This window comes from Mycolicibacterium sp. Y3 (assembly GCF_051188035.1).
GTDB classification, from domain to species: domain Bacteria; phylum Actinomycetota; class Actinomycetes; order Mycobacteriales; family Mycobacteriaceae; genus Mycobacterium; species Mycobacterium fluoranthenivorans.
Genome location: NZ_JAVQLT010000001.1, coordinates 3,518,901 through 3,540,340, shown reverse-complemented (window position 1 = coordinate 3,540,340; position 21,440 = coordinate 3,518,901). Strand labels below are relative to the sequence as shown.

Sequence of the window (21,440 nt, the reverse complement as noted above, 5' to 3'; positions counted from 1 at the left end):
CCATGGTCACAGCGATGTGCGCGCGAATTCCTCTTCGATGACGGTGACGAAGTGGTCGACATCGGCTTCGGTGGTGTCCCATGCGGCCATCCACCGCACCTCGCCTCGAGCCCGGTCCCAGTCGTAGAACCGCACCCGCTCACGGATCCGATCGGCGATCGCGACGGGCAAGGTCGCGAACACCGCGTTCGCCGATGTCTGCTGGGTGAACGCCAGCCCCGGCAAAGTGCCCTCGTCGACGCCGGCCGCCAGTGCCGCCCGCAGCCTGGCCGCCATGGCGTTGGCATGGCCGGCACTGCGGACACCCAATCCGCCATCAAACAGCGCCAGCAATTGCGCCGAGGCGAAACGCATCTTGCTCGCCAGTTGCATCGTCAGCTTGCGCAAATACACCAGGCCGACGGCACGGTCGGGGTTGAGCACCACCACCGCTTCCGCACCGAGCAGGCCGTTCTTCGTACCGCCGAGGCTCACGATGTCGATACCCGCGTCGGTGGTGAACGCACGCAACGGCACGTCGAGCGCCGCAGCCGCGTTCCACAACCGGGAACCGTCCATGTGCACCGTCATCCCGCGTGCGTGGGCGAAGTCGGTGAGGGCCCGCGCCTCGTCCACGGTGTACACGGTGCCCATCTCGGTGGCCTGGGTGATGCTCACGGCCAACGGCTGGGCCCGGTGCTCGTCGCCCCAGCCCCACGCCTCACGGGCGGCCAGCTCGGGGTTGAGCTTGCCGTCCGCCGTCGGCACCGTCAGTAGCTTGATGCCGGTCATGCGCTCGGGGGCGCCGGCTTCGTCGGTGTTGATGTGAGCGGTGGACGCCGTGACCACCGCGCCCCAGCGCGGCAGCACACTGGTCAACGCGACCACGTTCGCGCCGGTGCCGTTGAAGATCGGGAACACCTCGGCCTGTGCACCGAAATGCTCCCGGATCACCTCTTGCAGGCGTGCGGTGTACGCATCGCCTCCGTAGGCGACCTGATGACCGCCGTTGGCGACGGCGATGGCTTCGAGCACCTCCGGGTGCACCCCGGCATAGTTGTCGCTTGCGAACCCGCGCCAGGACGGGTCGTGCAGACGCGTTACCGGCACACCGGTTACGGCGTCGGCGGGCCGGGCGGAACGATCGGCGGTGCGGCCGGATCGGCCGGTGCTGCGGGGGCGGCCCCCGGTGCCGGATCGGTCACCCACGCCGGCGGGTGGGGATCGCTGAGCGCGACGTATCCCGGCGGCAGCGCCGGGCCGCCGCCCGGGGTCCCGGCCGGCGGAAGAGCGACCGGCAGTGCGGGCGTCGACGAACTCGGATCGGTCAGCGACGTGTAGCCGGGCGGCAGCTTGGGCGCGGGGCCCGCGCCGGGGGGCGCTCCGGTCCCGACTCCTGCGTCTTCGGGCGCCATCGTCAGCTCGTCGATGGGATTCGCACTGTGGAAGGTGTGCCAGATATCGCGGAGATAGCCGAGCTGTCCGGGCGTCTGGCCCTGGCCGTACTGCTGATTGGAGACCTCGGGCACCGGCGGAGCACCGGCCGGCGGTGGGGGCTGGGCACCGGCGGGTTCGCCGGCCACCAATACCGGTTGACCGGGGGCGGGCGCAGCGACCGCGTCGGGTGCCCCGGGAGCCGGGGTTGGAATCAGTGGCTCGGGATCGGCGCAGGCCTGACCGGCACCGGCCAGCGCGCCGCCCACGAGGAAACCGCCGACGAGCGCGGCCTTCACCGCAGTGGAGATCCGCTCAAACATCACTACAGGTTGTCCTCTCCTAGACACGTGCCCGTAATCCTCCACGCCCGCCCGCTCCCGCGTCAACGCGAACGCACAGGGTGGGCCGGTCGGCGCACCCTGGTGAGCACCTCAGTTCTGCCGCGGAAGCAACTCCTCGGCGAATCTGTCCAGGAACTTCGCGTCGCCGGAGGCATCGAGTGGCCGGACCACGAACTTCGTCAGCCCGGCGGCGATGTACTCGTCGAGACGCCGGTGCAGGGTGGGCCAGTCGGGTGCGATCAGCTCGGAGGGATCGAGGTCGGGTCGTCGCGACCGGATCGCGTCGGCGATCGTATGCGGCAGTTCGCCGTCACCGACCGCCAGGTTGATCCCGTAGTGGTCCGGTTCGATCACTCGCCCGGCCCGGTCGGCGGCTTCGATGATGGCCACCCGCGCCCGGCCGGCTTCCTGCGGCGTCAGAAAGCTGCCCAGCCAACCGTCGGCCAGCGTGCCGATCCGCCGAAACGCCGCCGGCGATGATCCACCCACCCAGATGTCCAGCGGGACATTCGGTTTCGGGACGATTACGGCGTCGCGAACTCGGTGATAGTCCCCGGTGAACGTCACGTCATCCTCGCGCAGCACCCTCCGCAGCAGCCGCAGAGCTTCGTCGAACACCGCGGCGCGGCGACCGTCGGGCACCGGAAAGAGATCCCGTTCGGCCGGCGACGCCGAGCGCAGACCGAACACCGGAAGAACCCGTTTGGGCGCAAGCGCCGCCAGCGATACCAGGTCCTTGGCCACCAGCACCGGATGCCGGCCCGGCAGCACGGCCACGGAGGTGCCGACCTTGAGCCGCTTCGTCCGAGCCAGCGCGAACGCCATCCCCACGACCGGGTCGACGGCAGGCGAGTACACCAGCTCGGAGAACCAGAGCGAATCGATGCCCGCACTCTCGAGATGGTCGACGATCGCCGGCAACCGCTCCGGGCCGACATCTGCTCCCAGCCCCACGCCGAATCGGATCTTCACAGGCACCACCCTTCGGCTGTCACAACACCACGTCGCGCGGTTTTGTGCCGGTCTTCGTCGCCGCCTGCGCGATTTGGGCGTGCTTACCCGCGCTGAGCGCGGGTAAGCACGCCCAAATCACAGGCGGGCTCCGGTGGTCGCGTCGAAGAGATGCTCGCGGCCGGGCCGCACCTGCACCCGCACCCGCTCACCGGGCTGCGGCACGGCCGGCCAGGCGGCCACCACCGACGCCTCGATGACCGCGGTGAGCCTGCGCTCGCCCACCTTCACGATCACCACGTAACGCGGACCGAGCAGCTCGACCAGATCCACCCGGGCGTGCCCATCGGCATCGGGAGCCACGAGCAGATCCTCCGGCCGCACCCCGAAGGTCACGGCGCCACCGACCGCCGCCGGCACAGACCACGACAGCCCATCGGCTTCGAAGACCCCGTCGCGGGCTGTTCCGTCGACGAGATTGGTACCCGGTGAGCCGATGAAGCCGGCGACGAACGTGTCGGCCGGCGTGCGGTAGAGCTCCTCGGGTGTCCCCCGCTGCGCGATTCTGCCGGCATTGAGCACCACCAACTGGTCGGCGATCGTCATCGCTTCCTCTTGGTCATGCGTCACATACAACGCGGTGATGCCGAGTTCCTGCTGTAGCCGCCGGATTTCGGAGCGCAGCTCGACGCGCAGTTTCGCGTCCAGGTTGCTCAGCGGTTCGTCGAACAGGAACACCGAAGGGGTGCGCACCAGCGCTCTGGCGATGGCCACCCGCTGCTGCTGGCCTCCGGACAGCTGTCGCGGCTTGCGCGTCAACAGATCCTCGATCCCGACGCGGACGGCTGCGGCCCGGGCCCGCTGCGCGGCTTCGGCCTTACCGACGCCGGCATTGCGCAACGGGAACGCGATATTGCCTGCCACGCTCAGCTGTGGGTACAGCGCATAGTTCTGGAAGACCATGGCCACATCGCGCTCCCGCGGCGCCGCACCGGTGACGTCGCGACCGTCGATACGGACCGTCCCGCCGTCGGCGGTCTCCAAACCGGCCGTGATGCGCAGGGTGGTGGACTTACCGCAGCCGGAGGGCCCGACGAGCACGGTCAGCGATCCGTCCGGCAGCGTGAGATCGAGCCCGTCGACGACCGCCGTGCCGCCGTAGGTCTTGGTGATCCCGCTGAGCTCGACCGTGGTCATTTGGTGGCCCCGGCGGTGAGACCGCCCACCAGGAATCGCTGCGCGACCAGAGCCAGCACGTACACCGGCACGATACCCAGCAGACCAGCGGCGGCCTGCTGGCCGAACTGGACGTTGCGGTCCCCTTGGAACAGTGACAAACCGACGGTCAACGTCTGACTCTCCTTGGTGACGGCGAGATATACGGCGAACAGAAAGTCGTTGTAGCTCAGGAAGAACACCACCAGCAGCGCGGCGATGATGCCCGGCCACAGCAGCGGCAGCACCGCCTTGCGGAAGGCCCCCGCAACGGTCAGCCCGTCGATCACCGCGGCCTCGTCGATCTCGACCGGGATCCGCCGCACGAATCCGTCGAGCAGCCAGGCCGCCACGGGCACGTTCGCCACCCCGTTGACGACGACCAATCCCAGCACGTGGTTGGTCAGGCCGAAGTCGCGCAGCAGGAAGAACAGCGGGATGATCGCCACCACCGGCGGCGCGCAGTAGCTCGCCAACAGCGCGGTCAGCAGGCGTTCGCCGTTGAACCGGCGCGCCGTGAAATACGCTGCAGGCGTGGCGATCGACACCGCGAGGAGCGCAGCACCCACGGCCGAGATCCAGGAGTTCTGCAGCATCGACCCCAACGCAATGGTGTCGAACACCGAGGTGAAGTTCGCCGACGTCCACTGGCTCGGTAACAGGCTGGAGTTCAGCACATCCCCGGGTGGCCGCAGTGACAGTGACACCAGATACCCGATCGGCACCAGGGCGACGATGACCGCGGCAACCACAGCGGCCGAAGCGATCCAGCGCGTTCTCATGTCTGCTCAACCTTCACCACTCGGGCACGCGCCTTGGTGAGCACGGTCGCCACCGCTCCCACGACGACCGCGAACACGAGGGTCTGCGCGGCTGCGGCGCCCATGTCGAAACTGCCCCGCAGACCTGTCTGATAGATGACATACGGCGTGAGCGTGGTCGCGAAACCCGGTCCCCCCGAAGTGATCACGACGATCAGATCGAACACCTTGTAGCCGATGACGAGTTCGAGGGTCGACACCGCCAATGCGGTCGGGGCGATGGCCGGCCAGGTCACCGTCGTGAAGGTGCGCCACCCACCGGCACCGTCGACGCGTGCGGACTCGAGCAGGTCTTGGCGTACCACGCCGAGCGCGGCGAACAGAATCAATACGGCGAACGGCGTCCATTGCCACACATGGATGGCGAGCAGCACCGCGAACGCTCCGGGTCCGGAACCCAGTGGGTTGAATCCTCCCAACCCGACCGCGGCGAACGCACCGGCCAGCCCGCCACCGACGGGTGCCAGTAACAGTTTCCATGACACGCCGATCAAGACCGGCGCCGTCACCAGGGGTAGCAGCAACAGCGCACCCACCGCGCCGAAACGGGCGCCCCTGGCACGAAGCGCCAGCGCCAGAGCCAGGCCCAGACCGGTGGTCAGTACCGTCGCGACCGCGGCGAACAGGGTCGACCGCCACAGCGACGGCGTGAATGACGGTGCGGCAAAAGCGGTCTGAAAGTTGTCGATGCCGGTGAACGCACGCAACGGGTGCGCCAGCGAGGAATCCGTGAGTGCCAGCGCCAGCAGATACCCGGTCGGATAGACCAGGAACAACACCAGTCCGGCGATGGCGGGCAGCGCCAGCCAGAGCGGGACACGTCGCGTCATGCCGCGGCGCTCTCCCAGCTCTTCTGTGCATTCTCCAGTGACTGCTCCACGGTCTGCGTGCCCGCGATGGCCAAGGCCAGCTGGTCGACCAGGTCCTGCAGCAGCTTGGGTGCGCCTTTCTCCTTGGGCCACACCAGCGGGTTGCCACCCAGTCCTTCGCGAATGGGGGCAATGGCCTTGGTCACCACCTTGGCGTAACCATCCGAATTCAGGACATCGCCGCGCACCGGGTCGATACCCGCACCCGCCGTTGAGGACACTTTGAGGTTCTGGGCCGCCGCGGTGGCCCAATTCAGGAATGCGGCGGCAGCATCCTGGTGCTGGGAAGCCGTCGAGATGCCCAGGCCGAAGCCGGCGTCCAACGCGGCCCGCGGCGTGGTGTTGGCACCGCCGACGGGCAGCGAGACCGCGCCCCATCGGCCGGCGATCTTGGACGCCGACGGATCTTCGGCACGCAACGCCATATCGGTCCAGGTGTCCAGCAGCGCGCCCTGTCCGCTGAGGAACGCCGTGTTCGCCTGGTCGAAGCCGACCTGCAACGGCGTCGGTAAGGCCACCGGTGCGACGTCGACGAGATGCGTGAGTGCGGCCACCGACGCGTCGGAGGTCAGCGCGGGTTTACCACTGCCATCGACCAATTCGCCGCCGTACCCGGTCAGTCGGTTGATATACGAGCAGCCGAGGATCATCGGGACCTGCTGGCCGGACACGATGGCGCCGTAGGCGGCACCGTGGGAATCCCTGGTGATCTTGGCAGCGATCGTGTCGTACTCGTCCCAGGTCTTGGGCGGTTCGAGTCTGTACCGCTCGAGCAGTTCGGCGTTGTAGAACAGGATGTGCACGTCGCCGTCGTAGGGCAGTCCGTAGCGTTTTCCGCCCAGCAGCGTGTACGGGTCGTAGATGGATTTCAGGTAGCCGTCCACGCCGATCGCGGATTTGTTGGTGTTGATCCAGTCCGTCAGATCGACCAGGGCGCCGGCATCCACCAGGTCGCCCAGACCGAAGTAGAAGTAGTCGAATACATCGAATTCGCCGGTGCCGCTTTGCACGTCGAGGATCTGCTTGCTGGTCAGCTGGTCGTACGGCGCCGCCGTCACCTCCAGCGTGCCACCGGTCTGCTGCTTCCACGCCGGGGCCAGCACATCCCGGAAGGAAGTCACATGCGGCTGGTTGACCAACAACTTCAGCGTCACACCGTCGAACTTGCCCGACACCGCGGTGTTGGCGGCCAGTGCATTTCCGCCGCTGGAGGAACCACAGGCGGCGAGTGCGGGGGCCAGCAGTGCCGCTCCCCCGGCGAGTCCGAACAGTTGCAGCGCACGGCGGCGCGAGAGGGCAGAAGACATCACGCGGTGTGACGGTACGAAGAGGACCGGGGTCCGCGCGAGGGAAAAACTCACGGCGATCTTGAACGAGCACCTACCGGCACCCGGCTACGCTGACGTGTCGTGCCGGACTACATCGACGAACAGCGCCGCGAACTCGGCTTCAGCGTGCTCGGCGGGCCGACGACCGTCGTCGACATCGCCGGGCAGCGCATCGTCATCGACCCGACGTTCGATCCACCCGGTGCGCACGCCTACCTCACCAAGACCGCCGGTCCCGCCGTGCCGGCCGAGGCCCTCGGCCGGATCGATATCGTGCTGGTCAGCCACGACGAACATCCGGACAATCTGGACACCACAGGCCGGCAGCTGGCCCGCGACGCTTCCCTGGTGCTGAGTCACCCGCGTGCTGCGCCGCGCCTTGGACCGTCCGCCCGTGGCCTGGCAGCCTGGGAGTCCCTGGAGTCGAAGGGCCTCACCATCCAGGCGGTGCCCGCGGTACACGGCCCGGCCGACGGGCAGCGCGACGAGCATGGATTCGTCAATTGTGAGGTGACCGGATTCGTGCTCAGCGGTCCAGAGGTCCCCACCGTGTACCTCAGTGGCGACAACGCCTCACTCGACGCGGTACGAGCGATCAGGGACCGGGTCGGAGCGATCGACATCGCCGTGTTGTTCGCCGGCGCAGCCCGGGTGCCGACCAAGGAACGCAACCGCCCGCTGACGCTGACCGGCCAGCGTGCCGCGGCCGCCGCGGAGGTGCTGGGGGCCAAGGTCGTCATTCCCGCCCATCTGGACAGCTGGGCGCATTTCAGTGAAGGGCTGGACGAGTTCGTGGCGGCATTCGACGAAGCCGGACTGGGTCATCTGGTGGCCACCGCCCCGCACGGCCAGTGGATCGTGCCCGGCTCAGCGGCTGTGTGAGTCGAAGAACTGCCATGACTCCTCCGAGGCGTCGAACCCGCGGCTGGCCAAGCCCACGGCGTGCGCGGGCAACACCTCGGGTGCGCCGGGCCAGGTGTGCCCGCCGCCGTTGACCCGCATGAACACCACCTCGCCGCCGGGTGCGCAGGGCGCGAAGTCGATCCGATCGGTCTGCGTTCCGTCGCCGCTGGGTGCGAGCGGCTGCTGCGCAGGCGTACCGGCACAGCCGTTGAGTTGGCCCCACCGTTGCACCATCGCCGGCGCCGACACGATGTCGCTGGCACCGCCGCGGCCCATCATCGGGCCGCCACCGAACGGGACGATCGGGTCGGCCGTGCCGTAGGTCGCCATCACCGCGACGGGGCGTGACGGCGCGCAACCCACATTCGAGCCGAGGGTGCCCGCGACGGGCGCGATGGCGGCGAACAGGTCGGCGCGGTCACAGGCCAGCCGATTCGCCATGAACGCGCCGGCCGACAGCCCGGTGAGGAACACACGACCGGGGCTGATCCCATAGTCGGACACCAGCTTTGATACCAATGTGGTGATGAATCCGACGTCGTCGACACCCTGGCGGTCCGGTACGGAGGCACCGCGACCGTCGGCCCAGCTCATATCGATGCCGTCGGGATAGACGACGGCGAAGCCGTGTGCGTCCGCCACGGCGTTGTAGTGGGTGAGCGCGGCCTGTTCGCGCCCGGACACACCCGCGGCGTGCAGATTCACCACCAATGCCGACGGATGAGTCACCCCGGCCGGCACGTGTATCTCATACGTCCGAGACAGTCCCCCGACCTCGATTGCCGCCGCTCGTGCCGGCACCGCTGAGACCGTCGCGGCACCGAACATCACGGTCGCGGCGGCGCACATCGCGCCGGCCCGTTTCAGGACGCTATGCATGGGCGCACCGTAGAGCGGTCCGGCGAACGTTTGCCGAACAGCAGGTGACCGGGGCCGGCCACAGCGTGCACACAATGGGATCCAATATCGTGCTCAGAATTCGCGACACCTTTCCTGTTTAGCAAAATTCACAGCTTTTCGTTGCGCAATTTGCCGATACCGCGGAGGTTATTAACGCGTACGTCAGACGTTTTGACTTCACATGCACATTCGCCATCGATCGGCAGCGTTCGTCGAGGCACGGCGAATTAACCCTGATTTGCGGGATAATTCGCGCCGCGCGGCGGGCGCTCGAACGTGCGGACCCGGGGCCGCCGCGGTGTGCACGGCCCTGAGCGCGGATCGTATGATGGTTTCGCACAACATTTTTCAGTACTTCACCGGCAGTGCGCCGGCGACGTCTGTGCCGACAGAGAAGGGTTCGAGATTGAGTCGGTCACGACGCCGAGGGGATACTTGGCACGACCAATTCGCCGGCGGTATCAGGCTTCGCATTTCGGATATCACAGCCCGTCTGCTCAATTCACCGCCGTTCAATTCCATGGTGACGCGGAATTATGAATCGCGTCTGGCGCAATACCGTTCGGCACTTCCGCCGGTCAGTGCCGCCGATGCCGCGGTCGCCGCCGCGCTGAAATCGGGTCATATCGCCGGCCGCCGGGTTCGCCTGGACACCCACACCCAGGCCGCCGCCCAGCGCGCCGTCGACTGGCTGCGCGAACGCAACCGAGCCGAGGCCGTCGAATACCTGCCGCTGCGCCTGCTCGAGGACGACCCGTCCCTGTTTCTGTGGGGCCTGAGCGAGGAGAACCTCGACATCGCCGAGCGGCACATCGGACTCCCGGTGCGCTATCACGGGTTGGAGGTGCGAGCCGAACGGGCCGCGTCCACCGATCCCCGACACCTGGTCCGCCACTGGCACTTCGATCTCGAAGACCGCCGGATGCTCAAGATCATCGTGTATCTGAGCGACGTCGATGAGAGCACCGGACCGTTCGAGTTCCTTCCGCTGGCCGCCAGCGACCAGGCCCGGCAGACCCTGCGGGTGCGTCCCGGCCTCACCTTTCTGCCGGACGCGGATGTCACGGCGGCGGTGCCCTCATCGCTCTGGCAACGGGTGACCGGTCCGGCCGGGACGGCGGTGTACGCCGACACGGCCCGGCTGTTGCACCGGGTCAAAGCCCCGACGGGCGGCGACCGATATTCGGCCACCTTCGTCTACTCCAGTGATCGGCCCCGTCACGCGCTGGCCCGGTTCATGCCGCCCGCGCTCATCGTCGAGTCCATGCTGGAGGATCTGACACCACGCCAGCGGCGGGCCCTGGCAGTACCCGATCGCGCGAGCGGAGAATTCGGCCGAAAGACGTTGCAGCCCTGATCGGTCAGGGATCACCGGACCGACCCGTCGAGCAGATCGCGGAACCGCGACGCCGGGTACACCCGCGCACCGGTCGCGTGCACACGTTCGGCCAGGACGCGATCCGAGGTGACGACCGTGATCGCAGCCGGGGCGGGATCGGCATGCAACAGCCGGACGATCTCGTCATCGGCCGAGTTCGGCGCGGCCGCCGGCGCGTGCGCGATCTCGATCAGCGTGGAACGGATCGGCGGTGAGGGCCGCCGTTCCAGAACGACGGTCACCCGATGTCCGTCGGCCGCCCAGCCCTCGAGCTTGGTCACCAGCGCGACCATGGCCGCATGGCGGTCCTTCCACCAGCCGTCCGGGCGCGCGCCGATGACGTTCATCGCGTCGATGATCCAGCGCACGGATGCGACGTTAGTAGAGTCCGGATATGGACTCCTCGGAGCAGCGGCTACGTGATCTCAAGCTGCTGCGCCGGGTCCGGGACCGGATGGACCGTGAGTATTTCCAGCCGTTGGACGTCGAGGCGCTGGCCAGGGGTGTGAACATGTCGGCCGGGCATCTCTCGCGGAAGTTCAAGCTCGCGTTCGGCGAGGCGCCGTATTCGTATCTGATGACCCGCCGGATCGAGCGGGCGATGGCGCTGCTGCGCCGTGGCGATCTGACGGTCACCGAAGTCTGTTTCGCGGTGGGCTGCTCATCGCTGGGGACCTTCAGCACCCGGTTCACCGAGTTGGTCGGCATGCCACCGAGCGCCTACCGCGAGCAGACGGCTGCGGCGGCGACGGGTTCGGTGGGACTGCCGTCGTGTATGGAGAAGAACGTGACCAAACCGATCAGGAATCGAGAAGCCCCGGCTGTAGGCCTGCACCTAGCGTGAATCGCATGGCGAACATCGATATCACCATCCACAACACCTTCCTGCCCCATGACGACCCCGAGGAATCGCTGGCGTTCTACCGGGACACGCTGGGTTTCGAGGTCCGCCTCGACGTCGGCTCCGGCAAGATGCGCTGGATCACCGTCGGACCGCCCAACCAGCCCGCCACCTCGATCGTGCTGCACCCACCGGCCGTCGGCCCCGGCACCACCGACCAGGAGCGGCGCACCATCGCCGAGATGATGGCCAAGGGCACCTACGCGATCGTCGTGCTCGCGACCAGCGACCTCGACGCCACCTTCGAGCGACTGCAGGGCACCGACGCGGACATCGTGCAGGAACCGACCGAGCAGCCCTACGGCGTGCGTGACTTCGCCGTTCGTGACCCCGCGGGCACCATGGTCCGCATCCAGGAAGTGCGATGAAGACCGGAGAAGGAAAGGACTCTCACCGATGACCGCGAAATCCGGCAACGACTCCCCCACCGCCCTGATCGATGCCCGCATCCGCGAACTCGCCGACTGGCGCGGCGACACCCTGGCCCGGGTCCGTGACGTGATCCGCAAGGCCGACCCCGAGGTGGTCGAGGAATGGAAATGGCGCGGGGTGCCGGTGTGGTCGCGTGACGGCATGATCTGCACCGGCGAGACTTACAAGGATTACGTCAAGCTGACCTTTGCCAAGGGCGCCGAACTGTCCGACCCACATGGGCTGTTCAACTCCAGCCTGGACGGAAACACCCGGCGCGCCATCGATATTCGCGAGGACGACACGATCGACGAGTCGGCGCTGACCGCCCTGGTGCGCGAGGCGATCGAGCTGAACACCGCGCGATGACCCCGGTTGCCGACAGCCACGACCGGATCCGGGTGACCGGCGCGCGGGAGAACAACCTCAAGGACATCAGTCTCGAACTGCCCAAGCGCCGCCTGACGGTGTTCACCGGGGTGTCCGGTTCCGGCAAGAGCTCGCTGGTGTTCGACACGATAGCCGCCGAATCCCAGCGCCTGATCAACGAGACGTACAGCGCTTTCGTCCAGGGTTTCATGCCGACGCTGGCGCGCCCGGACGTCGACGTGCTCGACGGACTGACCACCGCGATCATCGTCGACCAGCAACGTCTGGGCACCGACCCTCGGTCGACGGTCGGTACCGTCACCGATACCGGGGCGATGCTGCGCATTCTGTTCAGCAGGCTGGGCGCCCCGCATATCGGTTCACCACAGGCATTTTCGTTCAATGTGGCCTCGATCAGCGGTGCCGGGGCGGTGACGATGGAACGGGGCGGCAAAACCGTCAAGGAGCGCCGCGAGTTCAGCATCACCGGCGGGATGTGCCCGCGCTGCGAGGGCCGCGGCACGGTCAACGACATCGACCTGAGCGCACTGTACGACGACACCAAGTCCCTCAATGAGGGGGCACTGTCCATTCCCGGCTACAGCATGGACGGCTGGTACGGCCGGATCTTCCGGGGCTGTGGGTTCTTCGATCCGGACAAGCCGATCCGCAAGTACACCAAGAAGGAACTGGACGCGCTGCTGCACAAGGAGCCCACCAAGATCCAGGTGGACGGGATCAATCTGACCTACGCCGGTCTGATCCCGACCATCGGAAAGTCCTTCCTGTCCAAGGATATCGACGCGATGCAGCCGCATATCCGGGCATTCGTCGAGCGCGCGGTCACCTTCACGGTCTGCCCGGAGTGCGACGGCACCAGGCTCTCGGAGCTGGCCCGCTCGTCGAAGATCCAGGGCCGCAACATCGCCGAGGTCAGCGCGATGCAGATCACTGACCTCGCCGACTGGATCGCCGGGGTCGACGACCCCACCGTCGCCCCCTTGCTGACTGCGTTGCGCGCGACCCTGGATTCCTTCGTCGAGATCGGGCTGGGCTACCTTTCCCTGGACCGGCCGTCGGCTACCTTGTCGGGCGGGGAAGCGCAGCGGGTCAAGATGATTCGCCAGCTCGGCTCGTCACTGACCGATGTCACCTACGTGTTCGACGAACCCACCGTGGGCCTGCATCCGCACGATATCGCGCGGATGAACGACCTGCTGCTTCGACTGCGCGACAAGGGCAACACCGTGCTGGTGGTCGAACACAAGCCGGAGACGATCGCGGTGGCCGACCACATCGTCGACCTGGGCCCGGGCGCAGGCGCCGCGGGTGGCGAGGTGGTGTTCGAGGGCACTGTCGCCAAGCTCCGCAAGAGCGGCACGCTGACCGGACGCCATCTCGATGACCGGGCCGCGTTGAAGGACACCGTGCGTGAATCCACCGGGGCCATGGAGATCCGCGGCGCCGACACGCATAACCTCGCGGGGGTGGATGTCGACATCCCACTCGGCGTGCTGGTGGTGGTGACCGGGGTCGCGGGCTCAGGGAAGAGTTCGCTGATCCACGGCTCGGTCGCCGGACGCGAGGGTGTGGTGGCCGTCGACCAGTCCCCCATCCGCGGTTCCCGGCGCAGCAATCCCGCCACCTACACCGGTCTGCTCGAGCCGATCCGCAAGGCCTTCGCCAAGGCCAACGGGGTGAAACCGGCGCTGTTCAGCGCCAATTCGGACGGCGCCTGCCCTGCCTGTAAGGGCGCGGGGATCATCTACACCGATCTGGCGATCATGGCGGGGGTGTCGACGACGTGCGAGGAGTGCGAGGGCAGGCGGTTCGATTCGTCCGTACTGGCGTACACCTTCGGTGGCCGCAACATCAGCGAGGTGCTGGCCATGCCGGTGACCGAGGCGTGGGAGTTCTTCGGTGCCGGCGGCGGGCAGGAGCGCAGCGACTCGGGGAGTCTGACGGGGCAGGAGATCCCCGCAGCGCAGAAGATCCTGCAGCGGCTGGCCGATGTGGGGTTGGGTTACGTGACGCTGGGCCAGCCGTTGACCACCCTGTCCGGCGGTGAGCGGCAACGGTTGAAACTGGCCTCCCAGCTGGCGGAGAAGGCCGACGTCTACGTGCTGGACGAGCCGACGTCGGGACTGCATCTGGCCGATGTCGACCAGCTCCTGGCCCTGCTGGACCACATCGTCGACTCGGGCAAATCGGTCATCGTCATCGAGCACCACCAGGCCGTGATGGCGCACGCGGACTGGATCATCGATCTGGGCCCCGGCGCGGGGCACGACGGCGGCCGGGTGGTCTTCGAGGGCCCACCCCGCACGCTGGTCGATGATCGCGGCACACTGACCGGCGATCATCTGGCCGCCTATGTCGGCGCGTGATCAGGTCAGGGCCGAGTACATCAACCCGGACGGGTCGTACCGGCGGCGCACCGCTGCCCACCGATCCAGGTTGGTGCCGAAGTAGCGTGCCGGCGCCACCCCTGGCTCCACGTAATTGACATAGGCTCCAACCGAATCCTGGTGGACCGCCGCGTGTGCGTCGGCCAGCCAGGCCGTCGCCGCGGCGATGTCCGGCGCCTCGGTGTACCACTGCACACACGCCGCCTGGCGGCGCCACGGGAACGCGGTGTCGCCGGGCTGCTGATCGCCGATCGCCCCGTCCAGTGACTCCACGACGGCGGTCGCGGCACCCGAGGTCACCGGCCAGGCCGACATGGCGGACACCAGCTTTTCCGCCGTGGCCGGTGTCAGCGCCCCGAGGATGTCGGATCCGGCCACGAAGGCCCGCGGCCTGGTGGCGTCCGATCCGCCCGCGAAATAGTGCGCCAGGTCCAGATGGCCGAAGGTCTTGACGGTGCTGCGCTGCGGCGCCACCCCGATCGCCGCACGCACGTCGGCGGCCGCGGCCGGGCCGGCACCCGCGGGTGTCGCCAGCACCACCGAGCAGCGCAGCCCGGGGTCCGGGCCCGCGGTGAGGTTCACCATGCCCCAGGTCGATCGCCCGGCAGCACCCAGCCAGCTGCGCCAGCCGGAGATCATCTGCACCGCAGCGGATGCCGGGAATGCCATGGTGACGACATCGCGATCGGCGGTGGCGAAGGTCCGGAAGTGCAACGAGGTCACGACACCGCAACTGCCCCCACCGCCGCCGCGTAACGCCCAGTACAGGTCGGCCTCCCGGTCGGGTGATGCGGTGACCATGTCCCCGCCCGGCAACGCCACCACCGCGGAGACCAGCGCATCGCAGCTCAGACCGAAGCGCCGCGCGTCGGACCCGAGACCACCACCCAGGGTGAGACCGGAGACCCCGACGCTCGGACAGCTGCCGGTCGGGATGGCGCGCCCGAAGGCAGCCAAGGCGGTCTGGACCGACGCCAGATCGGCCCCGGCGGCAATGGTCGCCACGCCGGTTACCGGGTCATAGCTCACCCCGCCGGGCAGTCCACGCAGATCGAGCACGAGCGCATTGTCGGCCGCAGACGCGCCGATATAGGAGTGCCCGCCGCACCGCGGTGTCACTTTGAGCGCGTGGTCGGCGGCGAAGCGCATCGCCTTCTGTACGTCGCCTGTCGAGGAGACCGAGACGACGGCCGCCGGCGTGGAGTCGTCGTACCGGGCGTTGAAGATGCGCTTGGCCGAACCGTAAGCACCGTCGGCCGGGAGGACGACAGCTCCGTCGATACCCTCGGCCAGCGTGCGCCAGTCCGGGCGGCCGGCGGCGGTCGGTGCGGAGCTCGCGCCCGGCTGCGATGTCGCGGGCGCACAGGCACCCAGTGCCGCACCGGCGATCAACCCGAGCGCACCGCGCACGAACGTCTGCCGTGCCAGCTCGACCATGGGATCAGGATGCCAGAGACCGAACCCCACATTGCCGAACTTGACACCTGTCAAGTATGGTTTCGGGCATGCTCGCCCAGGACGTGCTCACCACCGTGCCCACCACCACCGCCGAGGCACTTGAGGTGTTCGATGCCGCCCCGGCAGTGGAACCGGAGTTCATGCTCGGCACCTGGCGCGGCGCGGAGGTGCCCACCGGGCATCCGCTGGACGGTCTGCTGGCCGTCAGCGGATGGTGGGGCAAGCAGTTCCTGAGTGCGGAGAAGGTGCATCCGTTGCTCTTCCCCACCAGGGACGGCAATGCGCTGTGGGCGATGAACCCCGTGTTGGCGTTCGGCGGCCTCGGTCTCGCCACCAAACTGCCTTTCATCAAGCATATTTCGCTCACACGGCCCGTCACCGCCCTGCGGCCGGTGTTGCGGACCTCAGCACCGAAGGCGAGGCTGCGCACCACCCGCTACCGCGGGGTCGACACCGCGACGATGATCTACGACCAATTACCCATCAACGACGTCTTCCGCAAGCTGTCCGAGGACGAGGTGATCGGGGCGATGGATCTGCGCGGCGTGCCACGCCCCTATTTCTTCGTGCTGCGCCGCGACACCTCACCGCCCGTCCTGTGATTTGACCGCCTCGACGAAGTAGCCGCGCGGCACACCCGGCACCTCCATCGGCACGACGGGCGCGAACCATCGCTTCCACACGTTGCCCGGGACCGCGATGTCGGTGACGACCGCCGTCCAGCCATGGCGCTCGGCCAACTCGCCCGGGGTGTCGGAACCGAACAACCACGGCGAGCCTTGTGCGGCCATCGATTCCAGCAGGCCGGCCATCGTCGGTGAATCCAGCAGGGCCTGCCCCACCACCTCGTACAGCAACACCGAAGCGGGTGCCGACAGCGCATCGATGCGAGCGAACAGCGCCCGGACCTCGGCCGCCTCCAGGTACTGCAGCAGCCCCTCGATCAGCCACACCGACGGCGCGCCCGTATCGAAGCCCGACGACGTCAGCGCGGCCGGCCAGTCGTCGGCCAGGTCGACCCCGACTGCCACCCGGTGGCAACGCGGGGTATCACCGGACAGCAACCGGTCCTTGGCCTCGATGACCGCCGGCTGGTCGAGTTCGTAGACGCGCACTCCGTCCGGCCAGTCCAGGCGGTACGCCCGGGCATCCATCCCGGCGGCCAGGATCACCACCTGGCCCACGGTCGCCGTGGCGCGCAGCAGCGCCTCGTCCCAGAACCGCGTCCGCACCACGATCTGAGCGCCTGCCTGCTCACCGGCTGCGGCGATCGCCGCGTCCAGGTTACGACGACCGGTCTCGCCGGCAAGCTTCTCCGCGAACGGATCCGTGAACAGCCGGTCCTCCCGCACCGATTCTCTGGCCCGGATGGCCGCTACCAGCAGAGCTGTGCCGGCCACCGCTTCTCGCGTCTTGTGCATGGAGTCATCCTTGCCCGTGCCGGCCCGCGTGACTTGGATATTTCTGCCCGAGCTCGACATGGCTTGGCAGCCAGGACCGGCGGTCGGCGTACTGCGACGGCGTCATGCCGGTGAACTCCCGGAATTCACGGACGAAATGTGACTGGTCGAAATACCCCAGATCGGCCGCGATATCCGCGCCCCGGCCGGCGTTTCCGTCGAGTCTGCGCAGCGCGCCCTGCAACCGCCGCACCCGCTGATAGGCCTTGGGCGTCAGTCCCACTTCCGCCCGAAACCGGTCGGCCAGCCGCCGCGCTGACCAGTCCACCTCGGCGCGGACCTGCGAGATCCGCACCGAGGGGTCCGATTCCACCGATCGCAGCACCGCCATGATCTCGGCGCTCGGACGGTGTTGGTGCAGCCGGCGGCGTTCCAGCAGAAATGCCTCGACGAGGGCGATCCGGTCGCGGGCAGCGCGCGCATCCAGGAGTTGTTCGTGCAACTGCGCGGCCGGCCGGCCCCAGACATCGACCAGGCCCGCGCACACATTCTCCAGCGCACCCATCCCGGTGCCCAGGAATCCCAGCGCGCCGGCGGGTTTGAAGTGGACGGTCATCACGGTCTGTGCCGAGTCGATACCGATGACGTACGAGTTGGTTCCGGCGCCGGCGATGAACGCGGACGGCACCTCGAGCCGGGTGCGCCCGTCGCCGGTATAGAAGTCCAGCTGTGCCCGCCCGCTCACGTCGATGACGACCGTCGCCGCGCCGCGTGGCAGTGCGCGGCTGCGATGCGGTCCGCCCGCCGCACGCTCCCAGTAGCCGTAGTAGTCGACGACCTCGGCGAGCGCCCGACCCGGCCGGTACAACCGCGGACCCGTCACCGGTCCCCACCGCGGTGCTGCCGCCACTGGGAGATCCTGCGGCCCACCGCATCCGCCGCGGTCGTCGCCGCCTGACCGACACCGTCGGCGATGCCGCCGAGACCGTCTCGAATACCGCGGATCAGCGGATCGTCGGACTGGTCGAAGCCATCCTTGTAATGCCGGGCCGTCTCGGTCACGTCATCGACCCAGCCGGACGTGTCCTCGGACCGCCGCGGGTAGTCGCCCGCCAGCACCGCGCCGTAGCCGCCGGTGTCCACCCACGCCGTCAGCGCCGCGGCCCGCAGCACCGAGAACGGGTGGGTCTGCAACTCGAGATTGAGCAACTTGAGCAGTCCGTCGCGCATATCGCCGGTGCGTTCGTACTCCTGCGCCTGCGCCAGGAAGGCCTGCGAATCCAGCTTGTCCAGGTGCCCGCCGCCGGCGAGTTTGAGTTCTACCCGGATGGCCACGTCGACATCCTGGGCGCACAGCAGTCCGGCGCGGTCCCCCGAAAGTTCAGATTTGCGTTGCCATTCCAGCAAGGCGGCCACAATGGCGCGCAGGGCCCAGCCGCCGATGGGGATGAAACCGAACGACGAGGCCAGCCGCATCAGATGCATGACCATCGTGCGGTACACCGCGTGCCCGGATAGTGCATGGCCGAGCTCGTGGCCGATCACGAAACGCATCTCGTCGTGCGACATCAGGTCGTAGAGCCCCGAGGTGATCACGATGAACGGGGTGTCCATACCGATCGTGTAGGCGTTGGCCAGCGGTGACTGCGTGACGAACAGCTCCGGTTTGGCCGGCGCATCGAGCACCTGCACGCATTCGTCGAGCAGGGCATCGAGATCGGCGAACTGCTGCGGCCCCACCCGCGCTGCGGAGGCCAGGTACAGCAGCCGGTGCTGACGCTCGCGCAGCGCGCCGGACAGTACCTTGAGCACCTGGTCGAAACCCTTGAGGCGGCGCAGCGCCGTCAGCGCCGTGCGGTCGGCCGGGTGCTCCCACGCGCGCGAGCTGATATCAGGAAAGACGGTTCGTGCCGTCGCCGGTGTGTGCTCCATACAGCTGCCTCCCTCGGTCGGCAGCTCAACCCTACGTAATCAGCGATTTGTGCACGCCTACCGGCGCTTACCGCCGGAGAACGTGCACAAATCGCGAGGGGGGGACGTCAGGCGATGATGCGTCCCAGATACGGCGTCATGGTGTCGGTGCGCACCGGCGAGACCGCGACGCCCTGGCTGGTGGTCTCCACCATCTGGCCGTTGCCGATGAACAGCGCCACGCTCTGGGTGCCGTCCGGGCCGTAGAAGATCAGGTCGCCCGGCAGCGCCTGCGCAGGCAGCACCTTCTGGGCCACCTTGTACTGCTCACCGGAGGACCTGGGCAGTTTGAGGCCGACGCCGGCGAACGCGTAGACCATGAGGCCGGAGGCGTCGAACCCGACGACGTTGGCGGACGGGTCGGCGACAGGAGATGCCGCCGTGGGCGCGGCCAGCCCCGGGAAGTTCAGCCCGGGCACCAGGCCAGGGGTGCCGGCGGCCACCTGCGGGGTGCCGAATCCGGTCGCGGGGTCGGCGGACAGTGGTGTGACCGCTTGCGGCACACCGACACTCGGGCCGTTGGCGTTTCCGCCGCCGTAGGTGAAGGGAACCCCGCGCTGGGACAGCGCGCGCTGGATCACGAAATCGATCGCCTGCTGGTTGCGTGCGGGCCGGCCGAACGGGTCCGCCGCGGCGATACCGGGGGTGGCCAGCAGCACTGCCAAGCCGATCAACAAGGCACAGATGCGCTTCATCCGAACCTCAACTCTCTGCAACTCACGCGGGATTCACGGTGTGACGTCGAAATTGACGGCCACTGAAGACAGTTCTACCGGCTTTTAGGGCAACAGCCCAAACTCAGTGCGGCACAACGCTGATGAGATGCAATACCGTGACACAAAAGTGACCGTGACACGAAAAAGCACCGGCCCGCCGCGCGAATCCGCGCGACCGGCCGGTGCCGTCGAACTGGGCGATCTACTGAGCGGCGGACAATGCGGCGTCGTAGTCCGGCTCGCTGCCGATCTCCGGGACCAGCTGGGTGTAGGCGACGTTACCGTCGGCACCGATCACCACGATGGCGCGTCCGAGCAGGCCGGCCATCGGACCGTCGACGATGGTGATGCCGTAGTCCTCGCCGAAGCTGTCGCGGAAGGCCGACGCGGTGGTGACGTTCTCGATACCTTCCGCCCCGCAGAAGCGCTTCTGCGCGAACGGCAGGTCCTTGGATACGTTGACCACGGTGGCACCGCCCGCGGCGGCCCGCTCGTTGAAGGTCCGGACGCTGACCGCACACACCGGCGTGTCCACCGACGGGAAGATGTTCAGCACGACGGGCTTGCCGCTGAACTGCTCATTGCTGACGACACCGAGGTCGGTGCCGGTCAGAGCGAAGCCGGGAGCCGGAGCGCCCACAGCAGGAAGCTCGCCAATGGTGTTGATGGGGTTCCCACGCAAGGTTATCTGTGCCATGGCGACCAGTCTGTCAAAGACCGGGTCCGGCGTGCAGGCCAGGGGCGCGATTGCGGGCACGGGCCGGACAAGCTGGCAGGATGGCACGGTGTTCGTCCTTCCCGACGCGGTGGCCGCCATGGCGGCGCGGGGCCCGCAGTGGCGGGCGTGGGTGGACCGGCTGCCCGCGATCGTGACCGGACAGCTGAGGGACTGGAGCCTGACCCCCGACGGCGTCCCGGCGCACGGATTCTGCTCGGTCGTGCTGCCGGTGCGCGCCGATGACGGCAGTGCCGCGGTGCTGAAGGTGGCCTTTCCCGACGACGAGTCCGAACACGAACACCTGGCGCTGCGACGGTGGGGCGGCGCGGGTGCCGTACGGCTGCTGCGTGCGGACCCGCACCGGCGGGCCATGTTGCTCGAACGGCTGCACGCACGAAACCTCAACGAGCTCTGGGATATCGAGGCATGCGAGGTGGTCGCCGGGCTCTACGCCCGCATACACGTCGCCGCGCTACCGCAACTGCGGCCACTGGCCGGATTCATCCGGGAATGGACGGCCGAACTGCGGAAGCTTCCCCGCAGCGCCGCGGTGCCGCGCCGGTTGGTGGAGCAGGCGATCAGTCTGGGCACCGACCTCGCCGGGGACCCCGCCAGCGGGGGCACACTGATCCACGGCGACCTGCACTACGAGAACGTGCTCGCCGCCGACCGGGAACCGTGGCTGGTGATCGATCCGAAACCGATGAGCGGCGATCCGCATTACGAGATCGCGCCCATGCTGTTCGACCGCTTCGACGAGTTGGAGGGGTACGTCCGGGAAGGGGTGCGCCGCCGGTTCCACACGATGGTCGACGCCGCCGGGTTCGACGCCGACCGGGCCCGGGCGTGGGTGATCGTGCGGATGATGCACGACGCGATGTGGGAGCTCACCGAGAACGGCGTACCCGACGCGCACTATCTGACCACCTGCGTGGCGATCGCCAAGGCGGTTCAGGACTGATCCGC

General features: G+C 68.0%; 23 protein-coding genes. 8 read left to right on the top strand and 15 right to left on the bottom strand.

Annotated elements, in window-relative coordinates:
- Positions 1-6: 6 nt before the first annotated feature.
- From QN239_RS17230 to QN239_RS17200, 7 genes are all read right to left on the bottom strand, one after another.
- Positions 7-1,089: a threonine aldolase family protein gene (locus QN239_RS17230; RefSeq protein ID WP_499012192.1), complete on the bottom strand. Its 1,083-nt coding sequence runs from the start codon at positions 1,087-1,089 to the stop codon at positions 7-9.
- Positions 1,090-1,094: 5 nt separating this feature from the next.
- Positions 1,095-1,736, bottom strand: coding sequence for a hypothetical protein (locus QN239_RS17225; protein WP_499012190.1), 642 nt, complete (start codon positions 1,734-1,736; stop codon positions 1,095-1,097).
- A 111-nt stretch (positions 1,737-1,847) separates the two neighbouring features.
- Positions 1,848-2,729, bottom strand: a complete 882-nt coding sequence (locus tag QN239_RS17220) for a TIGR03854 family LLM class F420-dependent oxidoreductase (RefSeq protein WP_499012189.1) — start codon at positions 2,727-2,729, stop codon at positions 1,848-1,850.
- A gap of 117 nt (positions 2,730-2,846) precedes the next feature.
- Positions 2,847-3,905: an ABC transporter ATP-binding protein gene (locus tag QN239_RS17215; protein ID WP_499012187.1), complete on the bottom strand. Its 1,059-nt coding sequence runs from the start codon at positions 3,903-3,905 to the stop codon at positions 2,847-2,849.
- Complete coding sequence (locus QN239_RS17210; RefSeq protein ID WP_499012185.1) at positions 3,902-4,705, bottom strand: carbohydrate ABC transporter permease; 804 nt, start codon at positions 4,703-4,705, stop codon at positions 3,902-3,904. The genes QN239_RS17215 and QN239_RS17210 overlap by 4 nt, the downstream gene beginning before the upstream one ends.
- Positions 4,702-5,574: a carbohydrate ABC transporter permease gene (locus QN239_RS17205; protein ID WP_499012183.1), complete on the bottom strand. Its 873-nt coding sequence runs from the start codon at positions 5,572-5,574 to the stop codon at positions 4,702-4,704. Before QN239_RS17205 ends, QN239_RS17210 begins: the two co-directional genes overlap by 4 nt.
- The gene (locus QN239_RS17200) at positions 5,571-6,920 is read right to left on the bottom strand and encodes an ABC transporter substrate-binding protein (protein ID WP_499016838.1); all 1,350 of its coding nucleotides are present in this window, start codon (positions 6,918-6,920) and stop codon (positions 5,571-5,573) included. The genes QN239_RS17205 and QN239_RS17200 overlap by 4 nt, the downstream gene beginning before the upstream one ends.
- 114 nt (positions 6,921-7,034) lie before the next feature.
- Between QN239_RS17200 and QN239_RS17195 the strand changes: the two genes are divergently transcribed.
- The gene (locus tag QN239_RS17195; protein WP_499016836.1) at positions 7,035-7,823 is read left to right on the top strand and encodes an MBL fold metallo-hydrolase; all 789 of its coding nucleotides are present in this window, start codon (positions 7,035-7,037) and stop codon (positions 7,821-7,823) included.
- On the opposite strand, the gene QN239_RS17190 is transcribed toward QN239_RS17195, so the two are convergent.
- Positions 7,809-8,723: an extracellular catalytic domain type 1 short-chain-length polyhydroxyalkanoate depolymerase gene (locus QN239_RS17190; RefSeq protein WP_499012181.1), complete on the bottom strand. Its 915-nt coding sequence runs from the start codon at positions 8,721-8,723 to the stop codon at positions 7,809-7,811. The genes QN239_RS17195 and QN239_RS17190 overlap by 15 nt on opposite strands.
- Positions 8,724-9,267: 544 nt before the next feature.
- Between QN239_RS17190 and QN239_RS17185 the strand changes: the two genes are divergently transcribed.
- Positions 9,268-10,101 (top strand): phytanoyl-CoA dioxygenase family protein, encoded by an 834-nt coding sequence (locus QN239_RS17185; protein ID WP_499012179.1) that lies wholly within the window; start codon positions 9,268-9,270, stop codon positions 10,099-10,101.
- 11 nt (positions 10,102-10,112) lie between these two features.
- Here QN239_RS17185 and QN239_RS17180 read toward each other — a convergent pair whose 3' ends face one another.
- Positions 10,113-10,490 (bottom strand): NYN domain-containing protein, encoded by a 378-nt coding sequence (locus QN239_RS17180; RefSeq protein WP_499012177.1) that lies wholly within the window; start codon positions 10,488-10,490, stop codon positions 10,113-10,115.
- A 26-nt stretch (positions 10,491-10,516) separates the two neighbouring features.
- Here QN239_RS17180 and QN239_RS17175 point away from each other — a divergent pair, with 26 nt between their 5' ends.
- Genes QN239_RS17175 through QN239_RS17160 form a run of 4 tightly spaced genes read left to right on the top strand, consistent with a single transcriptional unit; the run spans position 10,517 to position 14,190 of the window.
- Positions 10,517-10,966 carry a helix-turn-helix transcriptional regulator gene (locus QN239_RS17175; RefSeq protein WP_499012175.1) on the top strand — a complete coding sequence of 150 codons (450 nt, stop codon included), beginning with the start codon at positions 10,517-10,519 and terminating at the stop codon, positions 10,964-10,966.
- A 14-nt stretch (positions 10,967-10,980) separates the two neighbouring features.
- Positions 10,981-11,391, top strand: a complete 411-nt coding sequence (locus QN239_RS17170) for a VOC family protein (protein ID WP_220388632.1) — start codon at positions 10,981-10,983, stop codon at positions 11,389-11,391.
- Positions 11,392-11,419: 28 nt separating this feature from the next.
- Positions 11,420-11,803, top strand: a complete 384-nt coding sequence (locus QN239_RS17165) for a DUF1801 domain-containing protein (protein WP_499012173.1) — start codon at positions 11,420-11,422, stop codon at positions 11,801-11,803.
- Positions 11,800-14,190: an ATP-binding cassette domain-containing protein gene (locus QN239_RS17160; RefSeq protein WP_499012171.1), complete on the top strand. Its 2,391-nt coding sequence runs from the start codon at positions 11,800-11,802 to the stop codon at positions 14,188-14,190. Before QN239_RS17165 ends, QN239_RS17160 begins: the two co-directional genes overlap by 4 nt.
- Here QN239_RS17160 and QN239_RS17155 read toward each other — a convergent pair whose 3' ends face one another.
- Positions 14,191-15,648 (bottom strand): FAD-dependent oxidoreductase, encoded by a 1,458-nt coding sequence (locus QN239_RS17155; RefSeq protein WP_499012168.1) that lies wholly within the window; start codon positions 15,646-15,648, stop codon positions 14,191-14,193. It lies immediately after the preceding gene.
- A gap of 68 nt (positions 15,649-15,716) precedes the next feature.
- Here QN239_RS17155 and QN239_RS17150 point away from each other — a divergent pair, with 68 nt between their 5' ends.
- Positions 15,717-16,271 carry a DUF4334 domain-containing protein gene (locus QN239_RS17150; RefSeq protein WP_499012166.1) on the top strand — a complete coding sequence of 185 codons (555 nt, stop codon included), beginning with the start codon at positions 15,717-15,719 and terminating at the stop codon, positions 16,269-16,271.
- Here the strand turns inward: QN239_RS17150 and QN239_RS17145 are convergent.
- The 5 genes from QN239_RS17145 to tpx form a co-directional block, all read right to left on the bottom strand.
- A complete protein-coding gene (locus tag QN239_RS17145) occupies positions 16,254-17,090 on the bottom strand; it encodes an SAM-dependent methyltransferase (RefSeq protein ID WP_499012164.1) in 837 nt (278 codons plus the stop codon). The genes QN239_RS17150 and QN239_RS17145 overlap by 18 nt on opposite strands.
- A gap of 4 nt (positions 17,091-17,094) precedes the next feature.
- Positions 17,095-17,952 carry a helix-turn-helix domain-containing protein gene (locus tag QN239_RS17140; RefSeq protein ID WP_499016834.1) on the bottom strand — a complete coding sequence of 286 codons (858 nt, stop codon included), beginning with the start codon at positions 17,950-17,952 and terminating at the stop codon, positions 17,095-17,097.
- Positions 17,949-19,001: a M48 family metallopeptidase gene (locus QN239_RS17135; RefSeq protein WP_499012161.1), complete on the bottom strand. Its 1,053-nt coding sequence runs from the start codon at positions 18,999-19,001 to the stop codon at positions 17,949-17,951. The genes QN239_RS17140 and QN239_RS17135 overlap by 4 nt, the downstream gene beginning before the upstream one ends.
- 107 nt (positions 19,002-19,108) lie before the next feature.
- The gene (ripD, locus tag QN239_RS17130) at positions 19,109-19,735 is read right to left on the bottom strand and encodes an NlpC/P60 family peptidoglycan-binding protein RipD (RefSeq protein ID WP_499012159.1); all 627 of its coding nucleotides are present in this window, start codon (positions 19,733-19,735) and stop codon (positions 19,109-19,111) included.
- 223 nt (positions 19,736-19,958) lie between these two features.
- Positions 19,959-20,453, bottom strand: a complete 495-nt coding sequence (tpx, locus tag QN239_RS17125) for a thiol peroxidase (RefSeq protein ID WP_090357370.1) — start codon at positions 20,451-20,453, stop codon at positions 19,959-19,961.
- An 88-nt stretch (positions 20,454-20,541) separates the two neighbouring features.
- On the opposite strand from tpx, the gene QN239_RS17120 reads away from it, so the two are divergent.
- Positions 20,542-21,435 carry an aminoglycoside phosphotransferase family protein gene (locus tag QN239_RS17120; RefSeq protein WP_499016833.1) on the top strand — a complete coding sequence of 298 codons (894 nt, stop codon included), beginning with the start codon at positions 20,542-20,544 and terminating at the stop codon, positions 21,433-21,435.
- The last annotated feature ends 5 nt before the right edge of the window (positions 21,436-21,440 follow it).

What these genes read in the sequence shown, in the direction of transcription:
- QN239_RS17165 (WP_499012173.1), top strand. Translation starts at nt 11,420, where the DNA reads ATGACCGCGAAATCCGGCAACGACTCCCCCACCGCCCTGATCGATGCC.
- QN239_RS17135 (WP_499012161.1), bottom strand. Translation starts at nt 19,001, where the DNA reads ATGGAGCACACACCGGCGACGGCACGAACCGTCTTTCCTGATATCAGC.
- QN239_RS17160 (WP_499012171.1), top strand. Translation starts at nt 11,800, where the DNA reads ATGACCCCGGTTGCCGACAGCCACGACCGGATCCGGGTGACCGGCGCG.
- QN239_RS17145 (WP_499012164.1), bottom strand. Translation starts at nt 17,090, where the DNA reads ATGCACAAGACGCGAGAAGCGGTGGCCGGCACAGCTCTGCTGGTAGCG.
- QN239_RS17225 (WP_499012190.1), bottom strand. Translation starts at nt 1,736, where the DNA reads ATGTTTGAGCGGATCTCCACTGCGGTGAAGGCCGCGCTCGTCGGCGGT.
- QN239_RS17200 (WP_499016838.1), bottom strand. Translation starts at nt 6,920, where the DNA reads ATGTCTTCTGCCCTCTCGCGCCGCCGTGCGCTGCAACTGTTCGGACTC.
- QN239_RS17155 (WP_499012168.1), bottom strand. Translation starts at nt 15,648, where the DNA reads ATGGTCGAGCTGGCACGGCAGACGTTCGTGCGCGGTGCGCTCGGGTTG.
- QN239_RS17215 (WP_499012187.1), bottom strand. Translation starts at nt 3,905, where the DNA reads ATGACCACGGTCGAGCTCAGCGGGATCACCAAGACCTACGGCGGCACG.
- QN239_RS17175 (WP_499012175.1), top strand. Translation starts at nt 10,517, where the DNA reads ATGGACTCCTCGGAGCAGCGGCTACGTGATCTCAAGCTGCTGCGCCGG.
- QN239_RS17205 (WP_499012183.1), bottom strand. Translation starts at nt 5,574, where the DNA reads ATGACGCGACGTGTCCCGCTCTGGCTGGCGCTGCCCGCCATCGCCGGA.
- QN239_RS17210 (WP_499012185.1), bottom strand. Translation starts at nt 4,705, where the DNA reads ATGAGAACGCGCTGGATCGCTTCGGCCGCTGTGGTTGCCGCGGTCATC.
- QN239_RS17190 (WP_499012181.1), bottom strand. Translation starts at nt 8,723, where the DNA reads ATGCATAGCGTCCTGAAACGGGCCGGCGCGATGTGCGCCGCCGCGACC.
- ripD (WP_499012159.1), bottom strand. Translation starts at nt 19,735, where the DNA reads ATGAAGCGCATCTGTGCCTTGTTGATCGGCTTGGCAGTGCTGCTGGCC.
- tpx (WP_090357370.1), bottom strand. Translation starts at nt 20,453, where the DNA reads ATGGCACAGATAACCTTGCGTGGGAACCCCATCAACACCATTGGCGAG.
- QN239_RS17150 (WP_499012166.1), top strand. Translation starts at nt 15,717, where the DNA reads ATGCTCGCCCAGGACGTGCTCACCACCGTGCCCACCACCACCGCCGAG.